Source organism: Amycolatopsis sp. NPDC048633 (assembly GCF_040650695.1).
In the GTDB taxonomy this organism is placed as follows: Bacteria; Actinomycetota; Actinomycetes; order Mycobacteriales; family Pseudonocardiaceae; genus Amycolatopsis.
In genome coordinates this window covers 38,887-64,881 of record NZ_JBEZHS010000009.1, presented here as the reverse complement: position 1 = coordinate 64,881, position 25,995 = coordinate 38,887, and the positions used below count along the sequence as shown (strand labels likewise).

25 protein-coding genes are annotated in these 25,995 nt (G+C 71.7%); 12 read left to right on the top strand and 13 right to left on the bottom strand.

Annotated elements, in window-relative coordinates:
• Window positions 1-80 precede the first annotated feature (80 nt).
• On the top strand, window positions 81-1,232 hold the full coding sequence (gene ispG / locus AB0C38_RS18535; protein ID WP_360674343.1) for a flavodoxin-dependent (E)-4-hydroxy-3-methylbut-2-enyl-diphosphate synthase: 1,152 nt from the start codon (window positions 81-83) through the stop codon (window positions 1,230-1,232).
• An 88-nt stretch (window positions 1,233-1,320) separates the two neighbouring features.
• Here the strand turns inward: ispG and AB0C38_RS18530 are convergent, their stop codons facing one another.
• A complete protein-coding gene (locus AB0C38_RS18530) occupies window positions 1,321-1,575 on the bottom strand; it encodes a hypothetical protein (protein ID WP_247062465.1) in 255 nt (84 codons plus the stop codon).
• 81 nt (window positions 1,576-1,656) lie between these two features.
• On the opposite strand from AB0C38_RS18530, the gene AB0C38_RS18525 reads away from it, so the two are divergent.
• Window positions 1,657-2,463: an AraC family transcriptional regulator gene (locus AB0C38_RS18525; RefSeq protein ID WP_360674340.1), complete on the top strand. Its 807-nt coding sequence runs from the start codon at window positions 1,657-1,659 to the stop codon at window positions 2,461-2,463.
• Complete coding sequence (locus tag AB0C38_RS18520; RefSeq protein ID WP_360674337.1) at window positions 2,460-2,852, top strand: VOC family protein; 393 nt, start codon at window positions 2,460-2,462, stop codon at window positions 2,850-2,852. The genes AB0C38_RS18525 and AB0C38_RS18520 overlap by 4 nt, the downstream gene beginning before the upstream one ends.
• Before the next feature lie 81 nt (window positions 2,853-2,933).
• On the opposite strand, the gene AB0C38_RS18515 is transcribed toward AB0C38_RS18520, so the two are convergent.
• Window positions 2,934-3,140 (bottom strand): DUF4177 domain-containing protein, encoded by a 207-nt coding sequence (locus AB0C38_RS18515; RefSeq protein WP_360674334.1) that lies wholly within the window; start codon window positions 3,138-3,140, stop codon window positions 2,934-2,936.
• A 100-nt stretch (window positions 3,141-3,240) separates the two neighbouring features.
• On the opposite strand from AB0C38_RS18515, the gene AB0C38_RS18510 reads away from it, so the two are divergent.
• The 3 genes from AB0C38_RS18510 (at window position 3,241) to map (ending at window position 6,835) form a co-directional block, all read left to right on the top strand.
• Window positions 3,241-4,095, top strand: coding sequence for a GNAT family N-acetyltransferase (locus AB0C38_RS18510; protein ID WP_360674331.1), 855 nt, complete (start codon window positions 3,241-3,243; stop codon window positions 4,093-4,095).
• Between the two features lie 62 nt (window positions 4,096-4,157).
• Window positions 4,158-5,954, top strand: coding sequence for a penicillin-binding transpeptidase domain-containing protein (locus AB0C38_RS18505; protein WP_360674328.1), 1,797 nt, complete (start codon window positions 4,158-4,160; stop codon window positions 5,952-5,954).
• A 23-nt stretch (window positions 5,955-5,977) separates the two neighbouring features.
• Window positions 5,978-6,835 (top strand): type I methionyl aminopeptidase, encoded by an 858-nt coding sequence (gene map / locus AB0C38_RS18500; RefSeq protein ID WP_360674325.1) that lies wholly within the window; start codon window positions 5,978-5,980, stop codon window positions 6,833-6,835.
• A 1-nt stretch (window position 6,836) separates the two neighbouring features.
• Here the strand turns inward: map and AB0C38_RS18495 are convergent, their stop codons facing one another.
• From AB0C38_RS18495 to AB0C38_RS18475, 5 genes are all read right to left on the bottom strand, one after another.
• Window positions 6,837-7,640: an ABC transporter permease gene (locus AB0C38_RS18495; protein WP_360674322.1), complete on the bottom strand. Its 804-nt coding sequence runs from the start codon at window positions 7,638-7,640 to the stop codon at window positions 6,837-6,839.
• On the bottom strand, window positions 7,640-8,596 hold the full coding sequence (locus tag AB0C38_RS18490; protein WP_360674319.1) for an ATP-binding cassette domain-containing protein: 957 nt from the start codon (window positions 8,594-8,596) through the stop codon (window positions 7,640-7,642). Before AB0C38_RS18490 ends, AB0C38_RS18495 begins: the two co-directional genes overlap by 1 nt.
• A 29-nt stretch (window positions 8,597-8,625) precedes the next feature.
• A complete protein-coding gene (locus tag AB0C38_RS18485) occupies window positions 8,626-9,468 on the bottom strand; it encodes a DUF4097 family beta strand repeat-containing protein (RefSeq protein ID WP_360674316.1) in 843 nt (280 codons plus the stop codon).
• Between the two features lie 72 nt (window positions 9,469-9,540).
• Window positions 9,541-10,032, bottom strand: coding sequence for a hypothetical protein (locus AB0C38_RS18480; protein WP_360674312.1), 492 nt, complete (start codon window positions 10,030-10,032; stop codon window positions 9,541-9,543).
• Between the two features lie 91 nt (window positions 10,033-10,123).
• Window positions 10,124-10,807 (bottom strand): FadR/GntR family transcriptional regulator, encoded by a 684-nt coding sequence (locus tag AB0C38_RS18475; protein ID WP_360674309.1) that lies wholly within the window; start codon window positions 10,805-10,807, stop codon window positions 10,124-10,126.
• A 49-nt stretch (window positions 10,808-10,856) separates the two neighbouring features.
• On the opposite strand from AB0C38_RS18475, the gene AB0C38_RS18470 reads away from it, so the two are divergent.
• From AB0C38_RS18470 to AB0C38_RS18460, 3 genes are all read left to right on the top strand, one after another.
• Entirely contained in the window at window positions 10,857-12,086 is a 1,230-nt protein-coding gene (locus tag AB0C38_RS18470; protein WP_360674306.1) for an MFS transporter, read from the top strand.
• A gap of 52 nt (window positions 12,087-12,138) precedes the next feature.
• Window positions 12,139-13,047: an XRE family transcriptional regulator gene (locus AB0C38_RS18465; RefSeq protein WP_360674303.1), complete on the top strand. Its 909-nt coding sequence runs from the start codon at window positions 12,139-12,141 to the stop codon at window positions 13,045-13,047.
• Window positions 13,048-13,131: 84 nt separating this feature from the next.
• Window positions 13,132-14,946 (top strand): proprotein convertase P-domain-containing protein, encoded by a 1,815-nt coding sequence (locus AB0C38_RS18460; protein WP_360674300.1) that lies wholly within the window; start codon window positions 13,132-13,134, stop codon window positions 14,944-14,946.
• A 45-nt stretch (window positions 14,947-14,991) separates the two neighbouring features.
• Here AB0C38_RS18460 and AB0C38_RS18455 read toward each other — a convergent pair whose 3' ends face one another.
• Both AB0C38_RS18455 and AB0C38_RS18450 read right to left on the bottom strand, forming a co-directional pair.
• Window positions 14,992-16,386: a mycothione reductase gene (locus AB0C38_RS18455; RefSeq protein ID WP_360674297.1), complete on the bottom strand. Its 1,395-nt coding sequence runs from the start codon at window positions 16,384-16,386 to the stop codon at window positions 14,992-14,994.
• Between the two features lie 96 nt (window positions 16,387-16,482).
• Entirely contained in the window at window positions 16,483-17,355 is an 873-nt protein-coding gene (locus tag AB0C38_RS18450) for a M15 family metallopeptidase (protein ID WP_360674294.1), read from the bottom strand.
• Window positions 17,356-17,521: 166 nt separating this feature from the next.
• On the opposite strand from AB0C38_RS18450, the gene AB0C38_RS18445 reads away from it, so the two are divergent.
• Window positions 17,522-18,334 carry a serine protease gene (locus AB0C38_RS18445; protein ID WP_360674291.1) on the top strand — a complete coding sequence of 271 codons (813 nt, stop codon included), beginning with the start codon at window positions 17,522-17,524 and terminating at the stop codon, window positions 18,332-18,334.
• A 17-nt stretch (window positions 18,335-18,351) separates the two neighbouring features.
• On the top strand, window positions 18,352-18,783 hold the full coding sequence (locus tag AB0C38_RS18440; RefSeq protein ID WP_360674288.1) for a GNAT family N-acetyltransferase: 432 nt from the start codon (window positions 18,352-18,354) through the stop codon (window positions 18,781-18,783).
• A 144-nt stretch (window positions 18,784-18,927) separates the two neighbouring features.
• Here AB0C38_RS18440 and AB0C38_RS18435 read toward each other — a convergent pair whose 3' ends face one another.
• From AB0C38_RS18435 to AB0C38_RS18425, 3 genes are all read right to left on the bottom strand, one after another.
• Window positions 18,928-20,103 carry an 8-amino-7-oxononanoate synthase gene (locus AB0C38_RS18435; RefSeq protein ID WP_360674285.1) on the bottom strand — a complete coding sequence of 392 codons (1,176 nt, stop codon included), beginning with the start codon at window positions 20,101-20,103 and terminating at the stop codon, window positions 18,928-18,930.
• Window positions 20,104-20,209: 106 nt separating this feature from the next.
• Entirely contained in the window at window positions 20,210-21,808 is a 1,599-nt protein-coding gene (locus AB0C38_RS18430) for a DEAD/DEAH box helicase (protein WP_360674282.1), read from the bottom strand.
• A gap of 327 nt (window positions 21,809-22,135) precedes the next feature.
• Complete coding sequence (locus AB0C38_RS18425) at window positions 22,136-23,131, bottom strand: RIO1 family regulatory kinase/ATPase (RefSeq protein WP_360674279.1); 996 nt, start codon at window positions 23,129-23,131, stop codon at window positions 22,136-22,138.
• Window positions 23,132-23,402: 271 nt separating this feature from the next.
• Here AB0C38_RS18425 and AB0C38_RS18420 point away from each other — a divergent pair, with 271 nt between their 5' ends.
• Window positions 23,403-24,941: an NAD(P)/FAD-dependent oxidoreductase gene (locus AB0C38_RS18420; RefSeq protein ID WP_360674276.1), complete on the top strand. Its 1,539-nt coding sequence runs from the start codon at window positions 23,403-23,405 to the stop codon at window positions 24,939-24,941.
• A gap of 96 nt (window positions 24,942-25,037) precedes the next feature.
• Here AB0C38_RS18420 and AB0C38_RS18415 read toward each other — a convergent pair whose 3' ends face one another.
• On the bottom strand, window positions 25,038-25,925 hold the full coding sequence (locus tag AB0C38_RS18415; protein WP_360674273.1) for an MBL fold metallo-hydrolase: 888 nt from the start codon (window positions 25,923-25,925) through the stop codon (window positions 25,038-25,040).
• Window positions 25,926-25,995 lie beyond the last annotated feature (70 nt).

Genomic DNA, 25,995 nt, shown 5'->3' with positions numbered 1-25,995 from the left:
GTCATACCGGGCGTAATGCTGCTCACCGTGACGGTTGACATGATGAAGGTGGCCCGGTCGGGGTAGGTACGCTGGAAACCGTGACCGTCGCACTCGGTATGCCTGCCCTGCCCCCGCCCGTCCTGTCCGAGCGCCGCAAGACCCGCCAGCTCCAGGTGGGCTCGGTCGGTGTCGGCAGCGACCACCCGATCTCCGTCCAGTCGATGACGACGACGCTCACCTCCGACGTCAACGCGACCCTGCAGCAGATCGCCGAGCTGACCGCCGCGGGCTGCGACATCGTCCGCGTCGCGTGCCCGTCGGCCGACGACGCCGAGGCGCTGCCCGCGATCGCGAAGAAGTCGCAGATCCCGGTGATCGCCGACATCCACTTCCAGCCGAAGTACGTCTTCGCCGCGATCGAGGCCGGCTGCGCCGCGGTGCGCGTGAACCCGGGCAACATCCGGAAGTTCGACGACCAGGTCAAGGAGATCGCGCAGGCCGCGAAGGACCACGGCACGCCGATCCGGATCGGCGTCAACGCCGGCTCGCTCGACAAGCGGATCATGGACAAGTACGGCAAGGCGACGCCGGAAGCGCTGGCCGAGTCGGCGCTGTGGGAGGCGTCGCTGTTCGCCGAGCACGACTTCCACGACATCAAGATCTCGGTGAAGCACAACGACCCGGTCGTCATGGTGCGCGCGTACGAGATCCTCGCCGAGCAGTGCGACTACCCGCTGCACCTCGGCGTCACCGAGGCGGGCCCGGCGTTCCAGGGCACCATCAAGTCGGCCGTCGCGTTCGGGGCGCTGCTGCGCCAGGGCATCGGCGACACGATCCGCGTCTCGCTGTCCGCGCCCCCGGTCGAAGAGGTCAAGGTCGGCATCCAGATCCTGCAGTCGCTGAACCTCAAGCAGCGCAAGCTGGAGATCGTGTCGTGCCCGTCGTGCGGGCGCGCGCAGGTCGACGTCTACACGCTCGCCGAGCAGGTCACCGCCGGGCTCGAGGGCATGGAGATCCCGCTGCGCGTGGCCGTCATGGGCTGCGTCGTGAACGGCCCGGGGGAGGCCCGCGAGGCCGACCTGGGTGTCGCGTCCGGCAACGGCAAGGGCCAGATCTTCGTCAAGGGCGAGGTCATCAAGACCGTGCCCGAGCACGCGATCGTCGAGACGCTCATCGAAGAGGCCATGCGCATCGCCGAAGAGGCGGGCGAGTCCCTCGGCGAGGGCGAGCCGGTCGTCACCGCCGGCTGAGCTGCTGACGGACGACGCTCCGGAGGCCCCACCTACACGGGCCGGCCCCGACTACCCGGGCCGGCCGGCGCTCCACTCGTACTACGAGTCAACCCTGTAGGTGGTGCTGGGCGGCGTCGCGAATCTGGAGGCGGACGTTCTCCAGCGCGGCCGCCACCTCGTCGATCTGCTGCGAGGCCAGCTGGATCGAGCCCTGGATCGCGGTCGCGGTCGACGTCTCCCCGAGCAGGCCCATCACCTGCGCCTGCAGGTCTTCGAGGTCGCTCTTCGTCGCGAGCGCGATGCCGGTCGGCACCTGGTCGGCGAGCAGCTCGAGCTGCTGCGCCTGCTCCTGGATCGTCATGGGGTTCCTTCCGCGGTGGGGGACGCCCTTCCGTGTTAGCAGAAAGCGGAACTGTCGGTGGTGACGTTTACGCTGGTATTCGTGAGCGTGACCTGGGCCGTCCGGCAGCCGCACCCCGTGGTGCGGCCCCTGGTCACGCGCTACGTCGGGTACCGGCAGGACGACGTGACGCTGCCCGTCCACCGCGGGCTGCCGTCCCGGTATGTGACGCTGGTCATCAGCCTGGCCGGGCCGGTCCGGATGGCCGGGCACAGCCTGCACGGGCTCGTCGGCGGGCTGCACACGAGCGCGGTGCTGATCCGGCAGGACCGCAGCCAGGAAGGGCTGCAGCTGGAGCTCGACCCGCTGGGCGTGCGGACGCTGTTCGGGGTCACGGCGGCGGAGCTGAGCGGCGAGGTGCACGACCTGGCCGAGTTCGGCCTGGGCTCGCTGCCGGACCGGCTGCGGGAGCTGCCGACCTGGGGCGAGCGGTTCACCCTCCTCGACGACGTGCTGGCCGCCCGGGCGGTCGAGCCGGTGGCGCCGCCGCCCGAGCTGGGGGAGGCGTGGCGCCGGATGCGGGGCGCGGACGGTCAGGTGCGCGTCACGGAGCTGGCGGGCGAGGTCGGCTGGAGCCGCCGGCACCTGGGCGAGCGGTTCCGGGCGGAGCTGGGCCTGGCGCCCAAGCAGGCGGCGCGGGTGCTGCGGTTCGAGCGGGCCGGGAGGCTGCTGCGGCAGGGGCGGGCGGACCTGGCCGCGCTGGCGGTCGAGTGCGGGTTCTACGACCAGGCACACCTGACCAACGAGTGGCGGGCGCTGGCCGGGTGCACGCCGGGCACGTGGATCGCCGAGGAGCTCCCGTTCCTCCAAGACGAGGAAGCCGGGGCCGGGCAAGACTCGCCGGCATGACTCCTGAACCGAACGTCTGGCCAGCCCTGCGCTACGACGACGCCCCGGCGGCCGTCCGTTTCCTCGTCGACGTCCTGGGCTTCACCGAGGCGCTGGTGGTGCCCGAAGGCGACCTGATCGCGCACGCGGAGCTGCGCTGGCCCGAGGGCGGCGCGGTGATGCTGGGCAGCGTCCGCCCGCCGGACGGGATCCACGACGCGATGAAGCCCGGCACCGGCGCGGTGTACGTGGTGTCGGACCAGGTGAACGACATCTACGCGCGGGTGAAGAAGGCGGGCGCGGAGGTGACGGCGGAGCTGACGGACACCGAGTACGGCTCGCACACGTTCAGCCTCCGCGACCCGGAGGGCAACGCCTGGACGATCGGCACCTACCGCGGCGCGGCCTGACCGGAGCCGAGCGGGACCCGGACGTCATGAACGACTCGTTCAGGTCGCCGGACGTCATGAACGAGTCGTTCATGACGTCCCTCAGCCCACCGGCTTCTCGAAGGTGACCAGCAGGCCCTCGACCCCACCGGGCCCGACACGCCCCTTCACCTCCGCCGAGGTGATGGCCTTCAGCTGCCAGCCGTCGGCGGCGTGGTCGTTGAGCAGCTTCTCGAGCTTCCCACCCGACATCTTGCCTCCGACGAGCTTCTCCCGGACCTCGACGACCTTGTACGTATACCGCTGCATACACCCCATTCTCCTCGCGAACCGCGACCCGGGCTGTTCATCTCACCGTGTCCGGGGCCTCGCGTTCCGTTCAGGCGCCGAATCTGGCACCCTGGACCCCGTGTTGCGGCTTGCAGGTGCACGGCTGCTCGATGATCGGGACTATCCGGCGGTTCGTGCCGCGCTCGCCGCCGACCCGGTGGGCAGCTGCATGGTCAGCGCCCGGGTCGAGGCCGCGGGCCTCGACCCGTGGCGGCTCGGTGGCGAGCTCTGGGCCGCCGACAGCCGGCCGGTCCGGGCGGGCCGGCTCCAAGGGCTGTGCTTCTCCGGGCCCAACCTCATCCCCCTCCGCGGCAACGCCCCCGCACTGCGGTCCTTCGCCGACCGTGCGTTGCGGCGACAGCGAACCTGTTCCTCGCTCGTCGGCCCGGCCGAGCAGGTCCTCGGCCTGTGGGAAGAGCTCGAGGACGAGTGGGGCCCGGCCCGCGAGGTCCGCGACGACCAGCCGCTGATGGCCCTCGACTCGACCCCGCTGGTCGCGGCCGACCCGCTGGTCCGCCCCGTCCGGCCGGACGAGCTCGAGCGGTACCTGCCGGCGGCCGTCGCGATGTTCATCGAGGAGGTCGGCGTAGACCCGCGCAGCGGCGACGGCGGCGCCAGCTACCGCGCCCGCGTCACCGAGCTGATCGGCGCCGGGCGCGCGTTCGCCCGGTTCGAGAACGGCGAGGTCGTCTTCAAGGCCGAGATCGGCGCGATGTCGGCGACCGTCGGGCAGATCCAGGGCGTCTGGGTACACCCGGAACGCCGCGGTGACGGCCTTGGCACTGCCGGCACCGCCGCCGTGGTCAACCGGCTCGTGCGCGGGCTCGGCCGCACCGCCAGCCTCTACGTCAACGCCTTCAACACCCCGGCCCTCGCGGCCTACCGCAAGATCGGCTTCCAGCAGGTCGGCCAGTACGCGACGGTGCTCTTCTAGCCACTCTTCCGTGGCGGCGTTTCAAGGCCGGGACAGGCCCGCTGACCAGGCATCATCCCGCCATGAGTGCACGTCGACGCCGCGGTGTGCTCGCGGTGCTGCTGCTCGCCGCCGCGACCACGGCCGGGTGCTCGGGCGACAGTCCCGAGGACGCCCTCTCCGCCTTCCTCGACGCCGTCGCGTCCGGCGACGTCGCCGCCGCGGCCGCGAACACCGACTCGCCGGACGCGGCCACGACCGTGCTGTCCCAGATCCGCGGCGTGCTCGAGCCCGAGTCCCTGGACGTCGACGACGAAGAGGTGAAGGAGCCGGCGGACGGCGACACCGTCACCGCCGGCTACCAGCTCACCTGGCACCTGCCGCACGGCCGCACGTGGACCTACCACGCCGACGCGCTGCTGCGCGCGGCCGAGAACGGCTGGCAGGTGCACTGGCAGCCGTCCGTGGTCCACCCGCAGCTGGCCGTCGGCCAGACCCTCGGCCTGCTGCCGCAGCTGCCCGAGACCGCGCCGGTCCTCGACCGCGACGGCGTGCCGCTGATGCGCCCGCAGACCGTGGTCGGCGTGGTCGTCGACCCGCAGAAGACGGGCAACGCGAGCGCTGTCGCCGGCTCGCTGGCGAAGGCGCTGCACCGCTTCGAGCCGTCGGTCACCGGCCGGTCGGTGCTGGACGGGATGAGCAAGACCAAACCCGGCGACGCCTACTCCGTGATCAGCCTGCGGGCCGGCGACTACCAGCGGGTCAAGCCGGTGATCTACGACCTGCCCGGCGTCCGGTTCGCCAGCCAGGAGCGCCTGCTGCCGGTCACCCGCGGCTCCGGGCAGCAGGTCCTCCCCGGCATCCGCGCGCTGGTCGAGCAGCAGCTGGCCGGGGCGGCGGGCTGGCGGATCGTCACCCGGGACGTCACCGGCGGCGAGGTCTCCGAGCTGACGGCCGAGCCGCCGCGCCCGGCGGCCGCGGTCACCAGCACCCTCAGCGCGAGGATCCAGGCCGCCGCCGAGAAGGCCCTGGAGACCGAGCAGTACCCGGCCGCGCTGGTGGCGATCCAGCCGTCGAGCGGGGACATCCTGGCCGTCGCGCAGAACGACGCCGCCGACGAGGAGGGTTCGCTGGCCCTGGCCGGCCGCTTCCCGCCCGGGTCGACGTTCAAGATCGTGACAGCGGCGGCCGCGCTGTCGACGGGCGACGTCGACGCCGGCAGCCCGGTCGACTGCCCCGGCACCACGACGATCGAGAACCGCGTCATCCCGAACGAAGGCCGCTTCGACCTCGGGCGCGTCCCGCTGAAGACGGCCTTCGCGCGTTCGTGCAACACGACCTTCGCCCGGCTCGCCGCCGGGCTGCCGTCGTCGGCGCTCACCGATGCCGCCCGCTCGTTCGGGATCGGCGCGGACTTCGTCGTCCCCGGCCTGACGACGGTGACCGGCGCCGTCCCGGCCAGCGACTCGGCCGTCCAGCGCGCCGAGAACGGCTTCGGCCAGGGCACGGTGGTGACCAGCCCGTTCGGCCTGGCGCTGGCCGCGGCCACCGTGCAGGCCGGGAAGGTGCCGACGCCGTCGATCGTCAAGGGCCTGCCCGCGACCACGCAGAACGTCGGCGACCCGCCGTCGGACGACGTCCTGGGCGCGTTGCGCGGGATGATGCGCGAGGTCGTCACCGCGGGGACCGCGACCGGGCTGCGCGACATCCCCGACGTCGCCGGGAAGACCGGCACCGCCCAGTTCGGCGACGGCTCCCGCTCGCACGGCTGGTTCGTCGGCTACCGCGGTGACCTGGCGTTCGCGGTGCTGCTGACCGAGGCCGGGTCGTCCAAACCGGCGGTGCAGGCGGCACACCGGTTCCTGGCGGCAATCGGCTGAGCGGGCCGTCGTAAGGTGGAGGCATGTCCGTTCGTGCCCCGCTGGTTCCCGGCGTCCAGACGCCGCGCCGTGACGTCCCCAGTTCCATCGCCCGTCCCGAGTACGTGGACAAGCCGGCGCCGAAGCGGGACACCGGCAACGGCGTGCGCACGCCCGAGGTGATCGAGGCGATGCGGGTCGCGAGCCGCATCGCCGCGCAGGCCCTGGAGGAGGGCGGCAAGGCCGTCAAGCCGGGCGCCACCACCGACGACATCGACAAGGTGGTGCACGAGTTCCTGCTCGACCACCACGCCTACCCCTCGACGCTGGGCTACCGCCGGTTCCCGAAGTCGTGCTGCACCTCGCTCAACGAGGTCATCTGCCACGGCATCCCGGACTCGACGCCGATCGAGGACGGCGACATCTGCAACATCGACGTCACCGCCTACATCGGCGGCGTCCACGGCGACACGAACGCGACGTTCCTGGCCGGCGACGTCTCCGAGGAGGCCCGCCTGCTGGTGGAGCGCACCCGCGAGGCGACGCTGCGGGCGATCAAGGCGGTCCGGCCGGGCCGGCAGCTCAACGTGATCGGCCGGGTCATCGAGGCCTACGCCAAGCGCTTCGGCTACGGCGTGGTCCGCGACTTCACCGGCCACGGCGTCGGCCCGGCATTCCACACGCCGCCGACGGTGCTGCACTACGAGGAGCCCACCGTCGACACCGTGATCGAGGAGGGCATGACCTTCACGATCGAGCCGATGATCACCCTGGGCACCATCGACTACGACATCTGGTCCGACGACTGGACCGTCACCACGAAGGACAAGAAGTGGACGGCCCAGTTCGAGCACACCCTCGTGGTGACGGCCGACGGCAGCGAGATCCTCACACTGCCGTGAGTCAGTGGCTGGTCGCCTTCTTGTAGCAGCGCACCGAAAGCGGCACGAACACCGCCAGCAGCACCACGATCCACAGCACCGACGCCAGCACGGCGTGCTGCATCGGCCAGACGTCGTGCACCGGCATCACCGCGCTCGTGTTGCCGAACAGCTCCCGGGCCGCCTGGGTGATCGCCGAGACCGGGTTCCAGTCCGCGATCGCCCGCAGGGGCGTGGGCAGCCGTGCGCTGTCGACGAACGTGTTGGCCAGGAACGTGAGCGGGAAGATCGCCACGCTCGCGACGTTGTTGAACACCTCGGGCTTGCGCACGGCCAGGCCGAGCGTCCCCATCACCCAGGACAGCGCGTAGGCGAACGCGAGCAGCAGGAGCACCCCGCCCAGCGCTTCGAAGACGCCGGTGTGGATGCGCCAGCCGACCAGGAGGCCGACGATGCCCATGATGAGCAGGCTCGTCACGTTGAGGATGAGGTCGGCGGTGGTCCGCCCGATCAGCACCGCCGCCGGTGACATGGGCAGCGAGCGGAACCGGTCGATGATGCCCTTCTGCAGGTCGTCGGTCAGCCCGTAGCCGGTGACGATGCTGCCCATCGCCACCGCGAGCGTGAAGATCCCCGGCAGCATGAACTCGCGGTAGGAGATCCCGGGGATGTCGATCACGCTGCCGAACACGAAACCGAACAGCAGCACGAACATCACCGGCATGAACACGATGGACCCGAGCAGGTCCATCGACCGGAGGATCTTGATCGAGTTGCGCTTGGCGACGGTCACGCCGTCGGTCACGGCCATCTGCACCGCGTTCATCACACGGCCTCCTTCGCGGTCTCGGTCACGTCGTGGCCGGTGAGGGTAAGAAAAACGTCGTCGAGGGTGGGACGGCGGACGCCGACGTCGCGGACTTCCACGCCGTCCACCGCGAGCAGCGCCAGCGCTTCGGTAAGCGCTTTCGCGCCGTGGGTCACGGGCACGGTGAGCCGGAAGCCCTCGGCCTGCGGCTCGCCGCTGGCCAGCCGGGCCAGCGCTCGCTGCGCGACGACGACGTCGTCGTGCGTGCCGACGGTCAGCTCGATCCGCTCGCCGCCGACCAGGTCCTTGAGCTCGTCGGCGGTGCCGCGGGCGATCACGCGCCCGTGGTCGATGACGGCGATGCTGTCGGCCAGCCGGTCGGCCTCTTCGAGGTACTGGGTGGTGAGCAGCAGCGTGGTGCCGCCGGCGACCAGCTCGGTGATGACGTCCCACAGCTCGGTGCGCGCCCGCGGGTCGAGCCCGGTCGTGGGCTCGTCGAGGAACAGCACCGGCGGGTTGGCGACCAGCGCGCCGGCCAGGTCGAGCCGGCGCCGCATGCCGCCGGAGTAGCCCTTGACCGGGCGGTCGGCGGCGTCGCCCAGGCTGAACCGGGCCAGCAGCTCCCGGCCGCGGGCCTTGGCCCGCTTGGTGCCCAGGTGGTAGAGCCTGCCGACCATCTCGAGGTTTTCGGCCCCGGTCAGCTCGAGGTCGACGGCGGCGTACTGCCCCGACGCGCCGATGTGCGAACGCAGCTCCGGCGCGTCCTTCACCACGTCGAACCCGGCGACGGTCGCCCGGCCCGCGTCCGGCTGCTGCAGCGTCGTGAGGATCTGGACGGTGGTGGTCTTCCCGGCGCCGTTCGGCCCGAGCACGCCGAGCACCGTCCCTTCCGGTACCCGTAACGACATCCCGTCGAGCGCGGTGACCTTCCCGTACTTCTTGACCAGTCCCTCGGCCACGATGGCGTCTGACATGGATCTTCCCCTTTGTGTGTGCGGAGTCTTCAGGCGCGGCGGATGACGATGTCGCCGGTGTAGGTGTGGGCCTTGACCTCGACGGTGTCGGTGCTGCCGCCGGGTCCGTCGGCGGCGCTGAGCGTGTTGCGCACCGTGCCGGTCAGGGAGTTGAGCTCGAGCCACGCGGCGCTGCCCTCGCGGATGCCGACCTCGATCTCGCCGACGGCGGTCTCGACCACGACCCGGTCGCGCATGACCTCGCCGAGCCGGATGTCGCCGGAGGCCGTCTTGGCGTGCACTCCCGCGTGGGCGACGTCGACGAGGATGTCGCCGTTGGCGGTGTTGACGCGCAGGTCGCCGGTCACTTCGCCGACGCGGGTCTCGCCGTTGGAGTTCTTCAGCACGGCGGTGCCGTCGACCTCGCGGATCCGCAGTTCGCCCGAGCCGGTGTGGACCTCGGCGTGCCCGGTGGCGCGCTCGACGGTGACGTCGCCGGTGGCGGTGCTCGCCTCGACGCCGGCGGCTTCGTCGAGGTGGATGTCGCCGACGGAGGTCTTGACCCGGCTCTCGCCGACGCGGCCGCTGACGCGGACGTCGCCCATGGCGGAGGTGCTCTTGAGGCGCGAGCCGGCCGGCAGGTCGATCGTGATGTGCAGGGCGCCGGCCTTGCCCCAGAGCTTGGTGACGTACTTCGGGCCCTTGACCAGCAGCTCGCCGTGGGCGAACTCGACACTGGTCCGCGCCGCGGCCTTGACGTCCTCGTTGTCGGCCGGGTCGGCCGGGGTGACCTCGACGGTGGTCTCCGCGCGGTCGCCGGCGACGATCCGGATGTCCGCGACGCTGACGTCGATCGTGGCGGTGATCGGCTCGGGAGTGGGGAAAACGGGCATGGCTGCGCCCTCCTGGGGTGCTCGGGTGGCGTCTCCGCAGGTCGGAGACGTGAAGGAACGGACGGAAAAGGGCTACTGGACCCAGCCGGTGTACTTCTCACCGAAGGCCGAGCGGCGCTGGGTGGAGCTGCTCCGGCCGGGGCCGAGCGCGCCGCTCGCGGCCCGGACGAGCCAGGCGTTGATGGAGATCCGGTCGCGGCCGGCGGCTTCTTCGACACGCTGCTTGAGCTGTTCAGGCAGGCGCAGGTTGATCCGGGCGACGGCGCCGTCGTCGGCCTCGGCCGGGGGCGGCGGCGCTTCCGCGGGCGCCGGCTCGGGCGTCGTGGGCAGCGAAACGGCGAACTCGGCTTCACGGCGGCGAAGGCGTACTTCGACGGAGCCGGGCGCGAGGTCGCGGGTGATCTCGTCGGCCGCGGCCGAGAGCGCGTCGAGCAGGGTGAGCCGGATCGCCGATTCGAGCGGCGCGGTGAGCCGCTCGGCGAGGGCGACGGCTTCCTCACCCGCCGCCTCGGCGGCGACCGCGAGCTCCCGGCGGAGTTCGTTCACGAAGGGCGTCAGGTCCATGGCGCTACTGTGGCACCGCCGTGGCACCACGACAACCCTGAATTGGCACCCTTAAGGGTAGAAGTGGTGCCAGAGTCGGCAAAGGCGCAGTTCAGGAGCGTTCGACGCGCTCCAGGAGCTCGTCCAGGAAGCCGCACGCCTCGGCGGCGGCGCGGTCGGGATCGCGCTGGGCGATGGCTTCGGCGAGACCTTCGTGGCCGATCTCGGGCACGTGGTCGACGCCGGGCGTGATGCTCGACGTCGCCGCGACGCTCGCCGTGATGACCTCGGTCAGCCCGCGGTGGAGCTCGGTGAGCAGCCCGTTGTGGCCGGCGCGGACGACCGCCGTGTGGAACTCGGCGTCAGTGCGCGCGAAATCCTCCCAGCGCCGTTCGCGCAGCTCCACCTCGCGACGGGCCAGCAGCGACCACAGCTCCGAGACCTCTTCCTCGGTGCGCGACATCGCGGCGAGGCGGGCGCCTTCGGCTTCGAGGGTACGCCGGACCTGCAGCACCTCGCGCAGTTCCGAGCCGCAGAGCCGGCGGATCGCGCCGGACACCTCGCTGGTGGCGCGCACATACGTGCCGTCGCCCTGGCGGACCTCCAGTAGCCCCGTGTGCGCGAGCGCGCGCACGGCTTCGCGGATGGTGTTCCGTCCGACGCCGAGCTGTTCGCCGAGCTCGGCTTCGGTGGGGATGCGCTCGCCGAGGGGCCATTCGCCGTCCGCGACCGCGGTGCGCAGCTGCTCGATGACCTGGTCGACCAGGCCGGCCCGCCGGGTGGTGGCCAGAGGCACAGGAGTTATCCCTTCATCCAATCATCCTACGTATGCGATAGTAGCGGTCATGCGCGTCGAACACCGTGAATCCGCCCTCGAACCCGAGCTGGACGGCGCCGTGGAGATCCGGACGCCGGGCGTGGTCACGGCCGGCGCGCTGCTCGCGGTCGCGGTGGTGCTCACCGCCCTCAACCTGCGCCCGGCCATCACCGGCGTTGGGCCCATGCTCGCCGAAATGCGGGCGGACCTGGGCGCCTCCGTGGTCTGGGCGGGCGTGCTCACGACGTTGCCGACGCTCTGCTTCGCCGGCGCCGGGCTGGCCGCGCCGCTGCTGGCCCGCCGGGCCGGGATCGGTGCCGCCATCGCGATCGCCCTGGGCGCGCTCGCGACCGGGCTCGTGCTGCGCGTGCTCGACGGCCCGTACGTCGTGCTCGGCGGGACGCTCGTCGCGACCGCAGGAATCGCCCTCATCAACGTGCTCATCCCGGTGGTCATCAAGGGCTCCTTCCCGGCTCGCATCGGCGTCATGACCGGCGTCTACACCGCCGCTCTGCAGGGCGGCGGCGCCCTCGGGTCGGCGGTCACCCCGCAGGTCGGCGACGCGTTCGGCGGCTGGCGCCCGGCCCTGGGTTCCTGGGCGGTGGTGGCCGTCGTCGCGCTGGTCGCGTGGATTCTCGCAGCCCGTGGCACCGGCCGGGCACCGCGTCACGCCGATGCCGCCGATGCCGGGCGGTCGCTGTTGCGCAACCGGCTCGCCTGGGTCGTCACGATCTTCTTCGGCCTGCAGGCCTTCTACGCCTACGCCGCGATGGGCTGGTTCCCGCAGGTGCTGATGGACGCCGGCGTGCCGCGCGACGAGGCCGGCCTGCTGTTCGGCCTGGTCTCGCTGATCGCCGTGCCGATCAGCCTGGTCGTCGCGCCGATGGCGGCCCGTCAGCGCGGCCAAGGCCGGTGGATCGTCGCGCTCGGCGTGTTCGGGTTCGTCGGGACGACCGGGCTCATGCTCGCGCCGTCGTGGTCGCCGCTGCTGTGGAGCCTGCTGGTCGGGCTCGGGATGAGCGTGTTCTCCCTTGCCTTGACGGTGATCGCGCTGCGGGCCCGGACCGGCGCCGACACCGCCCGGCTGTCGGGCATGGCGCAGGGCTTCGGCTACCTGTTCGCCGCGCTCGGGCCGTTCCTGTTCGGCCTGCTGCACGACCTCGCGGGTGGCTGGCAGGTGCCGCTGGCGATGCTGCTGGGCCTGCTGCTCGTCCAGATGGTGTTCGGCGCGCTCGCCGGCCGCCGCCGGTTCGTCTGATTCTTAACTGTTAATGCCGTTCGCCGGGGTCGGCGCCGCTTAAGATCACCGGATGGCCGTGCCGTCGCCGGACCTCGGGACGTTGCTGCGCGTGGGCCCGTTCGACGCCGCCCTGCGCGCGGCCATCCGCGCCCGCGGGCTGAGCCTGGACCGGCTGCGCGAACACCTGCACGTCCGCGGCGTCTCGGTCACGACGGCGACGCTGAGCTACTGGCAGTCCGGCCGCAGCCGGCCGCAGCGGCGGGACTCGGTGCGCGGCGTGCGGCAGCTCGAAGTCGTTCTCGACGTGCCGCCGGGTTCGCTCGTCGCGCTGCTCGGCTCGTCGCGGCCGCGCCGGTCCACGGCCGCCGAGATCGGCCGGTTCTGGCCGGACGGCGGGCGCATCGACGCCGCGGTGTCCGATGTGGACACGCGCTGGGACGAGCGGCTGACCCGGATCAGCCAGCACGACGTCGTCACGGTCGGGCCGGATCGGGAAGAGCTGGAATTCCACTCGCGGCAGGTGCTGCGGGCCGAAGCGGACGGCCCGGACCGTTGGGTGGTCATCCTGCACCTCGACGAGCACGACCGGCCGCTGCCCGAGGTGCGGTCGCTGCGGGGCTGCCAGGCCGGGCGCAGCGTGCACAAACCGGAGGACGGCCTCCTCGTCGTCGAACTGCTCTTCGGCCGGCCGCTCGTCCGCGGCGAAACAGTGATCACCGAGCACACGCTCGTGAACCGCGCGCCGCACCCGCTGGCCACGAACTACGAACGGAAGTTCCGGCTCCCGGTCCGCGAATACGTGGTCGAAATCCGGTTCGACCCGGCCGCGGTTCCGCCGGTGTGCCGCCGGTTCATCGGCCGTGACGGGCAGCCGACCGAATACGCCGACGTCGTCCCGGAATCCGGTGCGGTGCACGGGGTCGCGCTCAACTTCGGGCCCGGTCGCTACGGTTTCGATTGGGAATGGGACGCCAGTTAACTGTTAAGGCCTTGCGGATCTTCAATTCGGTGTTTCCCGCGATCTACCGTTTGCGCATTCCGCTCCCCGAGTCGAGGAGAAAGCATGCGCAGGATCGTTTCCGTCGCGAGTGTGGCCGCACTGGCCGCGCTCGGACTGGGCTTGGCGCCCGCAGAAGCGGCCACGCCGTCCCATCCCCAGGCCGAGGTCGACGGCGTCGCCGCGGCCTTCGGGCTGACCGCGGACCAGGCGCGAGCCCAGCTCACCGCCCAGGACGACGCGCACCGGCTGGCCGCGGCCCTGCCCACGGGCGTGCGGCAGCAGTCGGCCGGGCAGTGGTTCGACGCGGCCACGGGCAAGCTGACTGTCGCCGTCACCACGCAGACCGCCGCCGACCAGGCCCGCGCCGCCGGAGCCGCGGCTCAGGTGGTCGCCCGCAGCCAGGCCGACCTGGACCGCACCGACGCGGCCGTCCGGACTCTGGTCGGCAAGGGTGTCCCCGGCGTCTACGGCTGGGGTGTCGACGTCCGCGGCAACGCGGTCGGCGTTTCCGTCGACCGGACGAAGAAGACCGCCGCCACCGAGAGCTTCCTTTCCCACGTGCGGGAAATCGGTGTCCGGATCACCGAAACGACGACCTCGCCGCGGCAGCAGTCCGGCACGATCCAGACCGGCAACCCGTGGTGGCCGGGCAGCGAATCCAACTGCTCGGTCGGGTTCCCGGTCACGGATTCCAGTGGTGCCAAGCACTTCCTGACCGCCGGCCACTGCACGAACGACCGCGACCAAGCCGCGTACGGTGCTTCGGGGCAGCAGAACAAGATCGGCACGTCGAACGTCGGCGGCACGCACAGCGTCAACGCTCGCGAAGGCGACATGGGCGTCGTCGCGGTCACGGAGGCGGGCTGGAACCTCTCGGCGTCGGTCAACACCTGGGGCCAGCCGGCGGTGACGCTCACCGGCGCGGCCGAGGCGATGGTCGGCGACCGCGTCTGCCACTCCGGCAACACTTCGCACTGGCAGTGCGGCGAGGTGAAGTACACCCACAAGTCCGCCGACTACGGCAACGGCCTCATCATCGACGACCTGACCTGGACGACCGCGTGTTCCCTCGGCGGCGACTCCGGCGGCGGCTGGCTGCTCGGCGACAAGGCCACCGGCCTGCACGACGGCGGTCCGTCGCAGTGCGTCCAGAACCCGAGCGACGGGGACATGTCCCTGTTCCAGCCGGTGCTCGAGGCGCTGAACAAGTGGCAGCTCACGCTGGTCACGAGTGGCGGCACGGGGGACACGACGGCGCCGAGCGCGCCCGGCAACCCGCGGTCCACGGGCACGACGGCGAACAGCGTCTCGCTCGCGTGGGACGCCGCGACGGACAACGTCGGCGTCACCGGCTACGACGTCTACAACGGCTCGGCGCTCGCCGCGAGCGTCGCCGGGACCAGCGCCACGGTCAGCGGCCTGAACCCGGACACGGCGTACACCTTCACGGTCAAGGCTCGTGATGCCGCCGGGAACGCGTCTCCCGCGAGCGCGGCGGTGTCCGCGCGCACGCAGGCGGGCGGCGGCGGCAACCGGACGCTGACCAACGACACGGACTTCGCCATCCGTGACTACCAGCAGGCGTTTAGCCCGATCGGCTCGACGCTCACCGGCAGCGCGGCCGCCACGATCGGCGTCTCGCTGACCATCCGCCACACGTGCGCCGAAGACCTCGGCATCACGCTGCTGGACCCGAAGGGCAAGGCATACGCGCTGAAGTACAGCGGCGGCAGCACGTGCACGCCGTGGAGCGGGGCCCGGACGTTCAGCGTCCCGGCGACGGCGTCGTCCCCGGCGGCCGGCAAGTGGCAGCTGCGCGTGACCGACTACGGGCCCGGCGACACCGGCACCCTGGACACCTGGTCGATCACGCTCTGAGTGCTCCCGTGGGCCGGGCGGTCACCCCGCCCGGCCCGCGGTGACTCAGTCCAGGGGCAGGTTGAGCAGCGCGTTCTCGATCAGCTCCGGCATGGCCGGGTGGATCCAGTACTGCCCGCGGGCGATCGAGTGCGCGTCCTGGCCGAAGCTCATGGCCTGGATCAGCGGCTGGATCACCGACGACGCCTGCGGGCCGATGATGTGCGCGCCGAGCAGCTGCCCGGTCGCCGGGTCGGCCAGGAGCTTCGCGAAGCCCGTGGTGTCCTCCATCGCCCAGCCGTACGCGATCCCGGCGTAGTCCTGCTTCGAGGTCACGTAGGAGACGCCCTTGTCGCGCGCCTTCTGCTCGGTGAGCCCGACCGACGCGACCTGCGGGTGGGTGAACACGGCGTGCGGCACGAACCGGTGGTCGGCCTTGATCCGCTCGTCCGGGTGCAGCAGGTTGTGCTGCACCACCCGGGATTCGTGGTTCGCGACGTGCTTCAGCTCGTGCGGCGACGAGAGGTCGCCGAGCGCGTAGATGCCTTCGACCGCGGTCTCCTGGTAGTCGTCCACCACGACGTGTCCACTGTCCATTGTGGTCACTCCGGTGGCGGCGACGTCGAGCAGGTCCGAGTTCGGCTTCCGGCCGGTGGCGATCAGCAGCAGGTCGGCCTCGACGGTTTCGGCGCCCTGGGGGCCTTCGAGGTCGAGCGCGACGCCGCCGTCGGTCTTGCGGGCCCGCACGGTCTTGCGTTCGAGTCGGACGTCGAAGCGTTCCGAAGCCAGCTCGGTGAAGCGCGCGCTGACGTCCTCGTCCTCCGAGCGCAGCAGCCGCGCCGAGCGGTTGACCAGCGTGACCTGCACGCCGAACGACGCGAAGACGTGCGCGAACTCGGCCGCGATGTACCCGCCGCCGAGGATGACGATGCGCTCGGGCAGCTCGTCGAGCCGCATCACGGTGTCGGAGGTGTAGTAGTCGACGGTGTCCAGGCCGGCGATGTCCGGGATCACCGGGCGCCCGCCGGCGGCCAGCACGAACTTGTCGGCGGTCAGCACCTCGTCGGGGCGGCCGTCGGGGAAGCTGACGCGCAGCTCCTTGTGCCCGGTGAAGCGGCCGGTGCCCTCGTAGACGTCGACGTTCTCGTTGTCCTCGTGGCTGCGCCGGTACTCCGCGCCGCCCGCGGCGATCGGGTCGATCCGGCCGAAGATGCGGTCGCGGATGTCGCGCCAGCGCACGCCCTTCAGCTCTTCGTCGACGCCGTACTTCGCGCTGTGCGAAGGCGTGTACGCGACGTCGGCGGCGTACACGAACATCTTCGTCGGGATGCAGCCGACGTTCAGGCAGGTGCCGCCGAAGGTGCCCTTCTCCACGATGGCCGTCTTCTTGCCGGCGAAACCGGGGCCGAGGATCGAGTTTCCCGATCCCGTCCCGACGATCACCAGGTCGTAGTGGGGCACTGCATCCTCCGCGGGGTTCGGTCCGGTCGAGTCACCCTAGCCAACCGTCTCCGGGAGGCGGGTGTTCCCGGCTGTGCTTAACGTCGTATTACGTGGTCAGTGGCCGTTGCCGGTGAAGTGCATCCGGTCCTTCGGGCTGGTCCACGCGCCACCCCAGCTCCAGCCGATCGCGGCGAACGCGCGCACGGTCGCGTCGCCGGCCAGGACCATGCCCGGCCGGCGGTTCGAGCGGTCGAGGTAGGCCGACGCCAGCTCGGGCAGCACGAGCTTGCCCTGGGTGTAGGGGTTGCAGAACGGGTTGACGTCCACCGCGAGCCCGTACGCGTGCGCCGACCAGGACGTCTGCCCGCGCGCCGGGCGGCAGACGAACGCGCTGGTGCTGTTGCCGTCCCCGGTCGGCGGCGCGGTCAGCTCGGCGGGGCTGGTCACGCGCATCTCTTCCAGCGGGAAGCGCGCCGCGAAGAGCTGCCCGAAGACCTTGGTGATCCCGGCGGCGCCCTTCGCGTTGACCAGCATCTCGCCGGTGTGCGCGCGGCCGTCGAAGCCCCGGAACGACATGGTCAGGTAGCGCAGGTCGGCCGCCTTGACCGGGCAGGCCGGCTGCCAGGTGCTGCGCGCGAGGACGTCGGCGGGCACCGCGCTGATCGTCGCCTGGTACTTGTCGTTCGCCGGCGGCGGGAGGAGGTCTTTTGTCGGAAGTGCCCGGTTCACCAGTTCGGGTGGTGTCGGTTCGACCGCGCCGAACCCGTCCGGGCCGACGGGGAGGAGCCGGGCACCCACCTGCCAGGTGACAGCCGGGGCGCTGGACGTCTTCGGCGGCGCCGAAGTCACCGGTGCGGGGGGTTTGGCCACGGTGGTCGAGAAGGGCGTCGCGGCCGCCGGCTGGGGTGCCGAAGGGGCCTCCGACGAGCATGCGGCCAGCGTGAAGGCCATGACCGCCCCCGCTGTCGCCGTCGCTGTCCGTCGCATCGAATCAGCTTGACAGAAGCGCTCGGTGAGCGCGGAGTCCACCCGTTTCAGTGACACCGTTTCGGGCCCACTCCGATTAGGGTATTCAGCGCCACTCCTTCACGCACCGGAGTCGTCCGGGTGCCGAGTGTCTTGCCTTGTGTTGTGTCGAAGAGGGGAACGACCCATGTCCGTGAAGTCCCGCCGATCCCTGCTGCTCGTGAGCGGCGCGCTCCTCGCGGTCGCCGCGGTGGTCGTCCCGGTCGTCGTCGGCACGGCGTCGGCGGATCCCGCGTCCGCCAACCAGCCGCGGATCGTCGGCGGCGACAAGGCATCCCTCTCCGACCACCCGTACGCGGTCTACCTGACCGACGCGGGCGGCAACCAGTTCTGCGGCGCGGTGATCGTCAGCTCGACGGCGGTCGCGACGGCGGCGCACTGCGCCAAGGCGGTCGGGAAGCAGGACGTCCGCGTGGTGGCCGGCCGGGAGGACAAGCGCACCGGCGAGGGTGACGTCCTGAGCGTCTCGAAGGTCTGGATCAGCAAGGGCTACAACGACCCGACGCAGGGCGACGACATCGCGGTGCTGACCGTCCGCGGCCAGCTCGACTACCGGCCCGCGAAGCTGCCGGACAGCAGTGACTCGAAGGTGTACGGCACCGGCACGAAGGCGACGGTGCTCGGCTGGGGCCGGGTCGCCGACGGCGGCGACCGGTCCGACTACCTGCGCAGTGCCCAGGTGCCGCTCGTCTCCGACTCGGACTGCAGCTCCGACTACGACGTCTACAACAGCAAGACCATGGTCTGCGCGGGCTACACCGAGGGCGGCATCGACGCCTGCCAGGGCGACTCCGGCGGCCCGCTCGTCGTGGGCGACACGCTGATCGGGATCGTGTCGTTCGGTGACGGCTGCGGCAAGGCAGGCAAGCCGGGCGTCTACACGCGCGTCTCGGCGTACACCGACGACATCGAGGCCCAGGCCAAGCCACGCATCTTCTGAGCGTGGTAAGCAGGGGTATGCCGACCCTGCACGACGCGACCGGGCCCGAGCTGACCGCCGCCCAGCTGCACGACATCCTCCGCCTGCGCGTGGACGTGTTCGTGGTGGAGCAGAAGGCGGCGTACCCCGAGCTGGACGGCCGTGACCTGCTCCCGGACACCCGCCACCTGTGGTTCGAGGACTCCAGCGGTGTGTTGTCCTACCTGCGGGTGCTCGCCGACCCCGGTGGTGTCCGCCGGATCGGCCGGGTGGTGACGGCGGCCTCCGCCCGCGGCCGCGGCCTGGCGGCCCAGCTGATGGACGCGGCCCTGCTCACCCCGGGCGAGTACGTCCTGGACGCGCAAACGTACGTCCAGGGCTTCTACGCGCGCTACGGCTTCGTCGCGGAAAGCGCCGAGTACGTCGACGACGACGGAATCCCGCACATCACAATGCGCCGCCCCGCCTAAAGCCCGCCTAATCACGCGAGTTCCGCCTTCAATCACGCGAGTTCCGGCCAGGATCACGCGAGATCCGCCCCCGATCACGCAAACCGACCCGCCAGGTACGTGAGCCGACTCTCCAGGTACGTGAGCCGACCCTCTGGGTACGGCTCAGGCGGTCGCGCCCGGGGGAGCCGTCGCCGTGATCACCTTCACTGCGCGGTCCACATCGGACTCCGTGAGGTCGGCTCGCGCCGTCAGCCGCAGCCGCGAGATGCCGTCCGGCACCGACGGCGGCCGGAAGCACCCGACCCGGATTCCCTGCTCCGCGCACGCCGCCGCCCACGCGACCGCCGTCTCCGCGGATGGTGCCTGAACCGAGATCACGGCCGCGTCCGGCATGCTCACCTTCAGCCCGGCCGCCTTCAACGACATCGCCAGGTTGCCCGCGTTCTCCAGCACCTTCTCCGCCAGCCCCGGCTCTTCCTTCAGCGCGTGCAACGCGGCCAACGCGGCGGCGGCGCTCGCGGGCGCCAGGGCGGTGTCGAAGATGAAGCTGCGAGCGGTGTCCACCAAGTGCTTGATCACCCGGCGCGGCCCGAGCACCGCCCCGCCCTGAGCACCAAGCGACTTCGACAGCGTCAACGTCGTGACGACGTCGGGCGCGCCCGCCAGCCCGGCCGCGTGGACCGCGCCGCGGCCGCCGTCGCCCAGGATGCCGAAGCCGTGTGCGTCGTCGACCACCATCGCGGCGCCGTGCTCGCGGCAGATCCCGGCCAGCTCGGCGAGCGGGGCGAGATCGCCGTCGACCGAGAACACCGAGTCGGTCACCACCAGTGCCCGCGGCTTCCGCCGGGTCGCCAGCGCGTTCTTGATCGCCGACGGCGTCGCGTGCGCGACCGCGGCGATGTCGGCCCGCGAGAGCCGGCAGCCCTCGATCAGCGACGCGTGGATGTACTTGTCGGTGACGATCGCGGACTCGGCCCCCGACAACGCCGTCACCGCGCCGAGGTTCGCGGTGAAGCCGGACGAGAACACCAGCGCCGCCTGCACGCCGCAGAACCGGGCGAGCTCCAGCTCCAGCTCGGTGTGCAGCTCGGTCGAACCGGTGACCAGCCGTGACCCGGTCGACCCGGCGCCCCAGCGCAACGCGGCGGCCGCGGAGGCCCCGGCGACGCGCTTGTCGCGGGCCAGCCCGAGGTAGTCGTTGCCGGCCAGGTCCAGCTCGTCCGCCTTCGCCGGACGCGGCCGCAGCTGCCGCACGAGCCCCGCGTTCGCCCGCTTCTCCGCCTCGATGTCGAGCCAGTCGAAAACCTCTTCGGGCGGGAGCGTCGGCGGCGTAGTCACGTCCCGCAGTCTCGCATCCGAGCCCGGCACAACCGGGAAGCGGGCCCGGAAACGCCGGAAGCCCCGGACCGAGGTCCGGGGCTTCCGAAAACTTGCTACCAGGAGATCAGCTGTCGTAGCCGCGACGCGGGCCACGGCTCGGGCGGCCGTAGCCACCACCGTTGCCCGAGCGGGGCTGACGGGCACGGCCGCCGAAGCCGCCGGGACGACCCTCGCCGGAGCGCTGGCCGTAACCGCCGCGGTCGCCACCGCGGTCGCCGCCGCCGTAGCTGCCGCTGCCGCCGCGCTCGCCGCTCTGGCTGCTGCTGCTGCCACCGCGGTAACCACCGCGGCTCGAGCCACCGAAGCCGCGGTCGCCGCGGAAGCCACCGCCGCCGCCGCGACGCGGGGTCTCGCGCCGACGCTCGATGACCGGCTCGCCGCTGGGCTCGCGGGCACCGGTGATGCGGGTCAGGGCTTCGTCACCCGGGCGGACCATCGTGGACTCGGCGCGGACGCCGGCCCGGTCGGTCATCCGCTTGACCATGCGGCGCTGGTCGTTGGTGACCACCGTGACGACGACCCCGGACGCCCCGGCGCGGGCCGTGCGGCCGGCGCGGTGCAGGTAGTCCTTGTGGTCGGCCGCCGGGTCGACGTGCAGCACCAGCGAGATGTCGTCGACGTGGATGCCGCGCGCGGCGACGTCCGTGGCGACCAGCACCGGGGTGTGGCCTTCCTTGAAGTCGGCGAGGACGCGGTTGCGCTGTCCCTGCGTCTTGCCGCCGTGCAGCGCCGCCGCGTTCACGCCCTGCTCGCGCAGCCGCTCGGCGAGACGGTCGACGTGGTGCTTGGTGCGCACGAACATGATCGTGCGGCCCTCGCGGGCGCCGATCTGCGTGATGACGTCCTGCTTGTCCTGGTGCGAGACCTGGAGCACGTGGTGGTCCATGGTCGTCACGCTCGCGGTCGACGGCGCGACCGAGTGCGTGACCGGGTCGCTCAGGTACTGCCGCACGAGGCGGTTGACGTCACCGTCGAGCGTCGCCGAGAACAGCAGCCGCTGCCCGCCCGGCGGGGTGAGGTCCATGATCTCGCGGACCTGCGGCATGAAGCCCATGTCGGCCATCTGGTCGGCTTCGTCGAGGGCGATGAAGTTGCAGTCGCCCAGGTGCGCGGTGCCCTGCCGGACGTGGTCCGACAGCCGCCCCGGGGTGGCGATCAGCAGGTCGACGCCACGCGAAAGCGCGTCGGCCTGGCGAGCGAAGGCCATGCCGCCGACGGCGGTGCGGCACCACAGGCCGAGGGACTTGGCCAGCGGGGTCAGCGAGTCGGCCACCTGCATGGCCAGCTCACGGGTCGGGACGAGGATCAGCGCGCGGGGGCGCTTCGGGCGGGCCTTGCCGTCGGCGAGCCGGGCCAGCATGGCCAGGCCGAAGGCGAGGGTCTTGCCGGAGCCGGTCTGGGCGCGGCCCAGCACGTCGCGGCCGGCCAGGGCGTCCGGGATGGTCGCGGACTGGATCGGGAACGGGCTGTTGATGCCGGCCTCGGCCAGCGCGCGGAGCAGCGGCTCCGGCAGGCCCAGCTCGGCGAAGGTCCTGGTCTCCACGGTCTCGACAGCGTCATCGCGCAGCGCGTCGCCACCGGCGGGGCGCTGACGCGGCCTGCGGTCGGGACGGCCCGCGTGCGCGGACGTCGAGGAGGGACCAGAGTTGAACGTGACTGTCACAAATGCCTCTCGGACGTGGTTCGTCACAAGGGAGGCCCGGGCTCCCTGCGCGCAGGCAGGGCAAGATGGTGTGCGTGGGCGTTCACAGGGACGGACCCGGCACACTGTGTCTTGCGCTGTTCCGACACTGCGCGCCGCTTGGGGGGTTGCGGATCACCGCGAGCCATTCGGTGGCTCTGGAGGCGACGGACACCAACTCATCCACGCCGCCGGTTGCGGTCTGTACATACTGTACCTGAGGGGGAGCTGGTCCTCCGCATCGAGGTAACCGGTTGTGGGCGGCGTCGCAGACGTGTTCCGTGCCACATCGGCGACGCCGCCGCGGAATCAGCCGAGCCCGGCGGCGGAAACGAGCTCGGTCAGCAGCTCATCGGTATCGGTGACGTGCTCACCGAGCCCGCGGCCGTGGAACCAGCCGGCGAGGTTGCGCACGTCCCGCGCGAGGAACTCGACGCCGCCGGGGTTGGCGACGACGTCGACCACCTGCGGCAGGTCGATCACCACCAGCCGGCCCCGGTGCACGAGCAGGTTGTACGCCGAGAGGTCACCGTGCGCGAGACCTTCCGAAGCGAGCAGCTCCAGCGCCGCCGTGGCCTGGAACCACAGATCCTTGAGCTCGTCCGGCTCCGGGCGCACCTGGGCCAGGCGTGGTGCGGCCGTCCCGTCGTCCTCGCCGAGGAACTCGAGGAGCAGCTCGGTGCCCTTGCGCTGCACCGGGTACGGCACCGGCGCGCTGAGCGTCCACAAGCGACTCAACGCGGCGAACTCCGCGACCGCCCACTGTTCGGCGATCAGGTTGCGGCCGAACGCGGTGCGCTGCGCCATCGCCCGGGTCTCGCGGGAGCGGCGCATCCGCCGTCCTTCGAGGTAGCCCGCGTCGCGGTGGAACAGCTTGTGTTCGTCGCTGCGGTAGCGCTTCGCGGCGAGCAGCGTGCCGGGGGTGCCGGGGGTGCCGGGCAGACCGCGCCGCAGCAGGTGGACGTCGGCCTCCTTGCCGGTCTTGAGGACGCCGAGGTCGGTGTCGACGGCGGCGAGCTCGGTGACGACCCAGCCAGGCCGGGGGAGCGGGCCGTGTTCGGCGTCGTCCCAGGTCGACCAGCGGTCGGCGCCGTCCGGCAGCTGGTTTTCGGTGTAGGCGTCGTCGCGGAGCTTGGCGAGCCGGACGCGTTCGCCTTCGGTCAGCCGGCCGCTGCGGGTGGGTTCGGGTTCGTCGTCGAACCGCGTGGCCCGGCGAACCCGCGGGGAGTCGTCCTCGGACCGCGTACGACGGCGGGTGGGGCGTTCGTCGAACAGGTCGAAGTCTTCGAAGTCGTGCTGGCGCACTGGTGGGGTTCTCCTTGGTCAGGGATGCCCCACCGGGCGCGTGGTCAGCTCCGGGGGGCGGGTGGGTGGGGGCGCGAAAGGGCCCGGACATCCATCACGACAGGCACCTCCCACTCTCGACACCCCGGCTCCCTGCCGGCTGCGTTCAGCTTGCCGGACCGATCCGGGCTCGCGCAACCGAATAGCGCGAAAGGACCGTTCGTGCGCTTTCCTTGAATTCCGCCTGCCGCCGTGGTCACGATGAACGGGCAAGCCGAGCTAGGAGGAGCGGATGGACTCGTACGACGTCGTGGTCGTCGGTGGCGGCCACAACGGGCTGGTGGCGGCCGCGTACCTGGCGCGGGCAGGCCGGTCGGTGCTCGTGCTCGAACGGCGGGGCGAGACCGGTGGCGCCGCCGTGTCGTTCCGCGCGTTCGGCGGCGTCGACGTCCGGCTTTCGCGCTACTCCTACCTGGTCAGCTTGCTGCCGAAGAAGATCGTGGCCGACCTCGGCCTCGACGTGCGGCTGAAGCGGCGCCGGATGTCGTCCTACACGCCCACCGGCGACTCGGGTCTCCTTGTCGACACGGGGGACGGCGGCCGGACGGCGGCGTCGTTCCGCGCGGTCACCGGGTCCACTTCGGACTTCGCGGCATGGCAACGGTTCTACGAGCTGACCGAGCGCGTCGCCGAACGCTCCTTCGGCACCCTCACCGAACCCCTGCTGTCCGAAGTGGACTTCCGCGACCGCGTCAGTGACGGCGAAGCGTGGTCATTGCTGTTCGAGCGGCCGATCGGCGAGACGCTCACGTCGTGGTTCGGCGACGACACCGTGCGCGGCGTCGTGCTCACCGACGCCCTGATCGGTACTTTCGCCGCGGCGGGCGGCGAGGACCTGCGGCAGAACCGCTGCCTGCTCTACCACGTGATCGGCAACGGGACCGGCGACTGGGACGTCCCGGTCGGCGGCATGGGCGCGGTCACCGGCTCGCTCGCGGCGGTGGCCGCCGGGGCGGGCGCGCGGCTCGTGACCGGTGCGGAGGTGCTCTCGGTCGACCCCGGCGGCGAGGTGCGCTACCGCCGTGACGACGCCGAACACGTCGTGCGCGGCGGGCACGTCCTGGCGAACGTCTCGCCGGACACGCTGGCCCGGCTGTTGGGGGAGGAGCCACCCGAGCGGCCGGAAGGCGCGCAGCTGAAGGTGAACATGGTGCTGTCGCGGCTGCCGAAGCTGCGCGACCCGCACGTCGACCCGGCCGAGGCGTTCGGTGGCACGTTCCACGTCAACGAGACGTTCACCCAGCTGGAGGCGGCCTATCGCGAGGCGGCGGCGGGGAAGATCCCTGCGCTGCCGCCGTGCGAGATCTACTGCCACTCGCTGACGGACCCGTCGATCCTCGGCCCGGCCGAACGCGCGGCCGGCGTGCAGACCCTGACGTTGTTCGGCCTGCACATGCCCGCCCGGCTCTTCGAAGGGCGCAACGACGAGGCGCGCGAAGCGGCGTTGCGCGCGACGCTGGCTTCGCTGAACAGCGTGCTGGCCGAGCCGATCGAGGACTGCCTGCTGACCGGGCCGGACGGGAAGCCCTGCGTGGAGGCGAAGACTCCGCTCGACCTGGAGGCCGAGCTGGGCCTGCCGGCCGGGCACATCTTCCACCGCGACCTGGCCTGGCCGTTCGCCTCGGAGCCGGCGCAGGCGGGCCGGTGGGGCGTCGAAACGGCCCACGAACGCGTGCTGCTGTGCGGTGCGGGAGCGGTGCGAGGAGGTGGTGTCAGCGGCATCCCCGGCCACAACGCGGCGATGGCGGTGCTGGGCGTCTCCGGGAGCTGAATTGTTCCCGGATTTCCGGGGCCCGGGAAAGCATTTCGCGAAATCGGCGGCTGCTGCACCTCCGAGGGGCCGTTCGCGCCGCCGGAAAGTGCCGTGTCAGGGGCGGGGTTCGGCGCACAGGCACCCGACGCCCGGCTCGATCCACTCCCGCCCGGCCCACTCCGGATGGCGGCCGACCAGCACGTCGCGGACCTCGGCGGCGATCTCGTCGACGCCGAGACCCGCGTCCTGCCGGCGCCACGTCTCGTCCCGCAGCTCGCGCAGGTAGTCGCGGACGTCGGTGAGCACCGAAACGCCCCCGGCCTCGCCGTGCCCGGGCACCACCACCCGGGGCTCGCCGAGCGTCAGCCGGTCCAGGACGTCGAGCCAGCCGACGCCGGTGACGTCCGTGTCGTGCGGCGGGAACCACGGGAGGATCGCGAACTGCCCGGTCTCGGCCAGGTCGCCGGTGAACAGCACGCCGGCGTCCGGCACCTCGACGACCTGGTCACCGGTGGTGTGGCCCCGGCCCGTGGGCCGCAGCAGGACGGTCCGGCCGCCGAGGTCGAGCTCCCGCGTGCCGTCGTAGACCACGTCGGGCGTCGGCACGCGGACGCCCTCGAGGCGGCGGGCGACCACCTCGCCGAGACCGCGGAACATCTCCAGGTAGCCCGCGCCCTTCGTGGCGAGGTCGTCCGCCTGTCCGCGGTTGACCAGGTACGTGGCCTCGCCGGCGAACACCTGCGCGCCGTACGCGTGCTCGGGGTGGAAGTGCGTCGTGGTCAGGTACAGGCGACGGCCCTTCGCGACTTCGGCCGCGAAGGCGAGTACCTCCGAGGCGTTCGCGGTGCCCAGGCCCGTGTCGACGACCAGGACGGCCTCCGTGCCGCCGATGACGCCGATGTTGGGCACGAGGTCGACCCCGCGGTTCGGGAGCACCAGCAGATCCGCGGCGAGTTCCTGGGCGTCGGTCACCCGCACGGCGGGATCGGTCAGGTCGGTCATGCCCCGATTCCACCGCCGGGACGCCGGCGCCGTCCAAGACCGGTTTCGTCGCACCGATACCGGGCGCCTA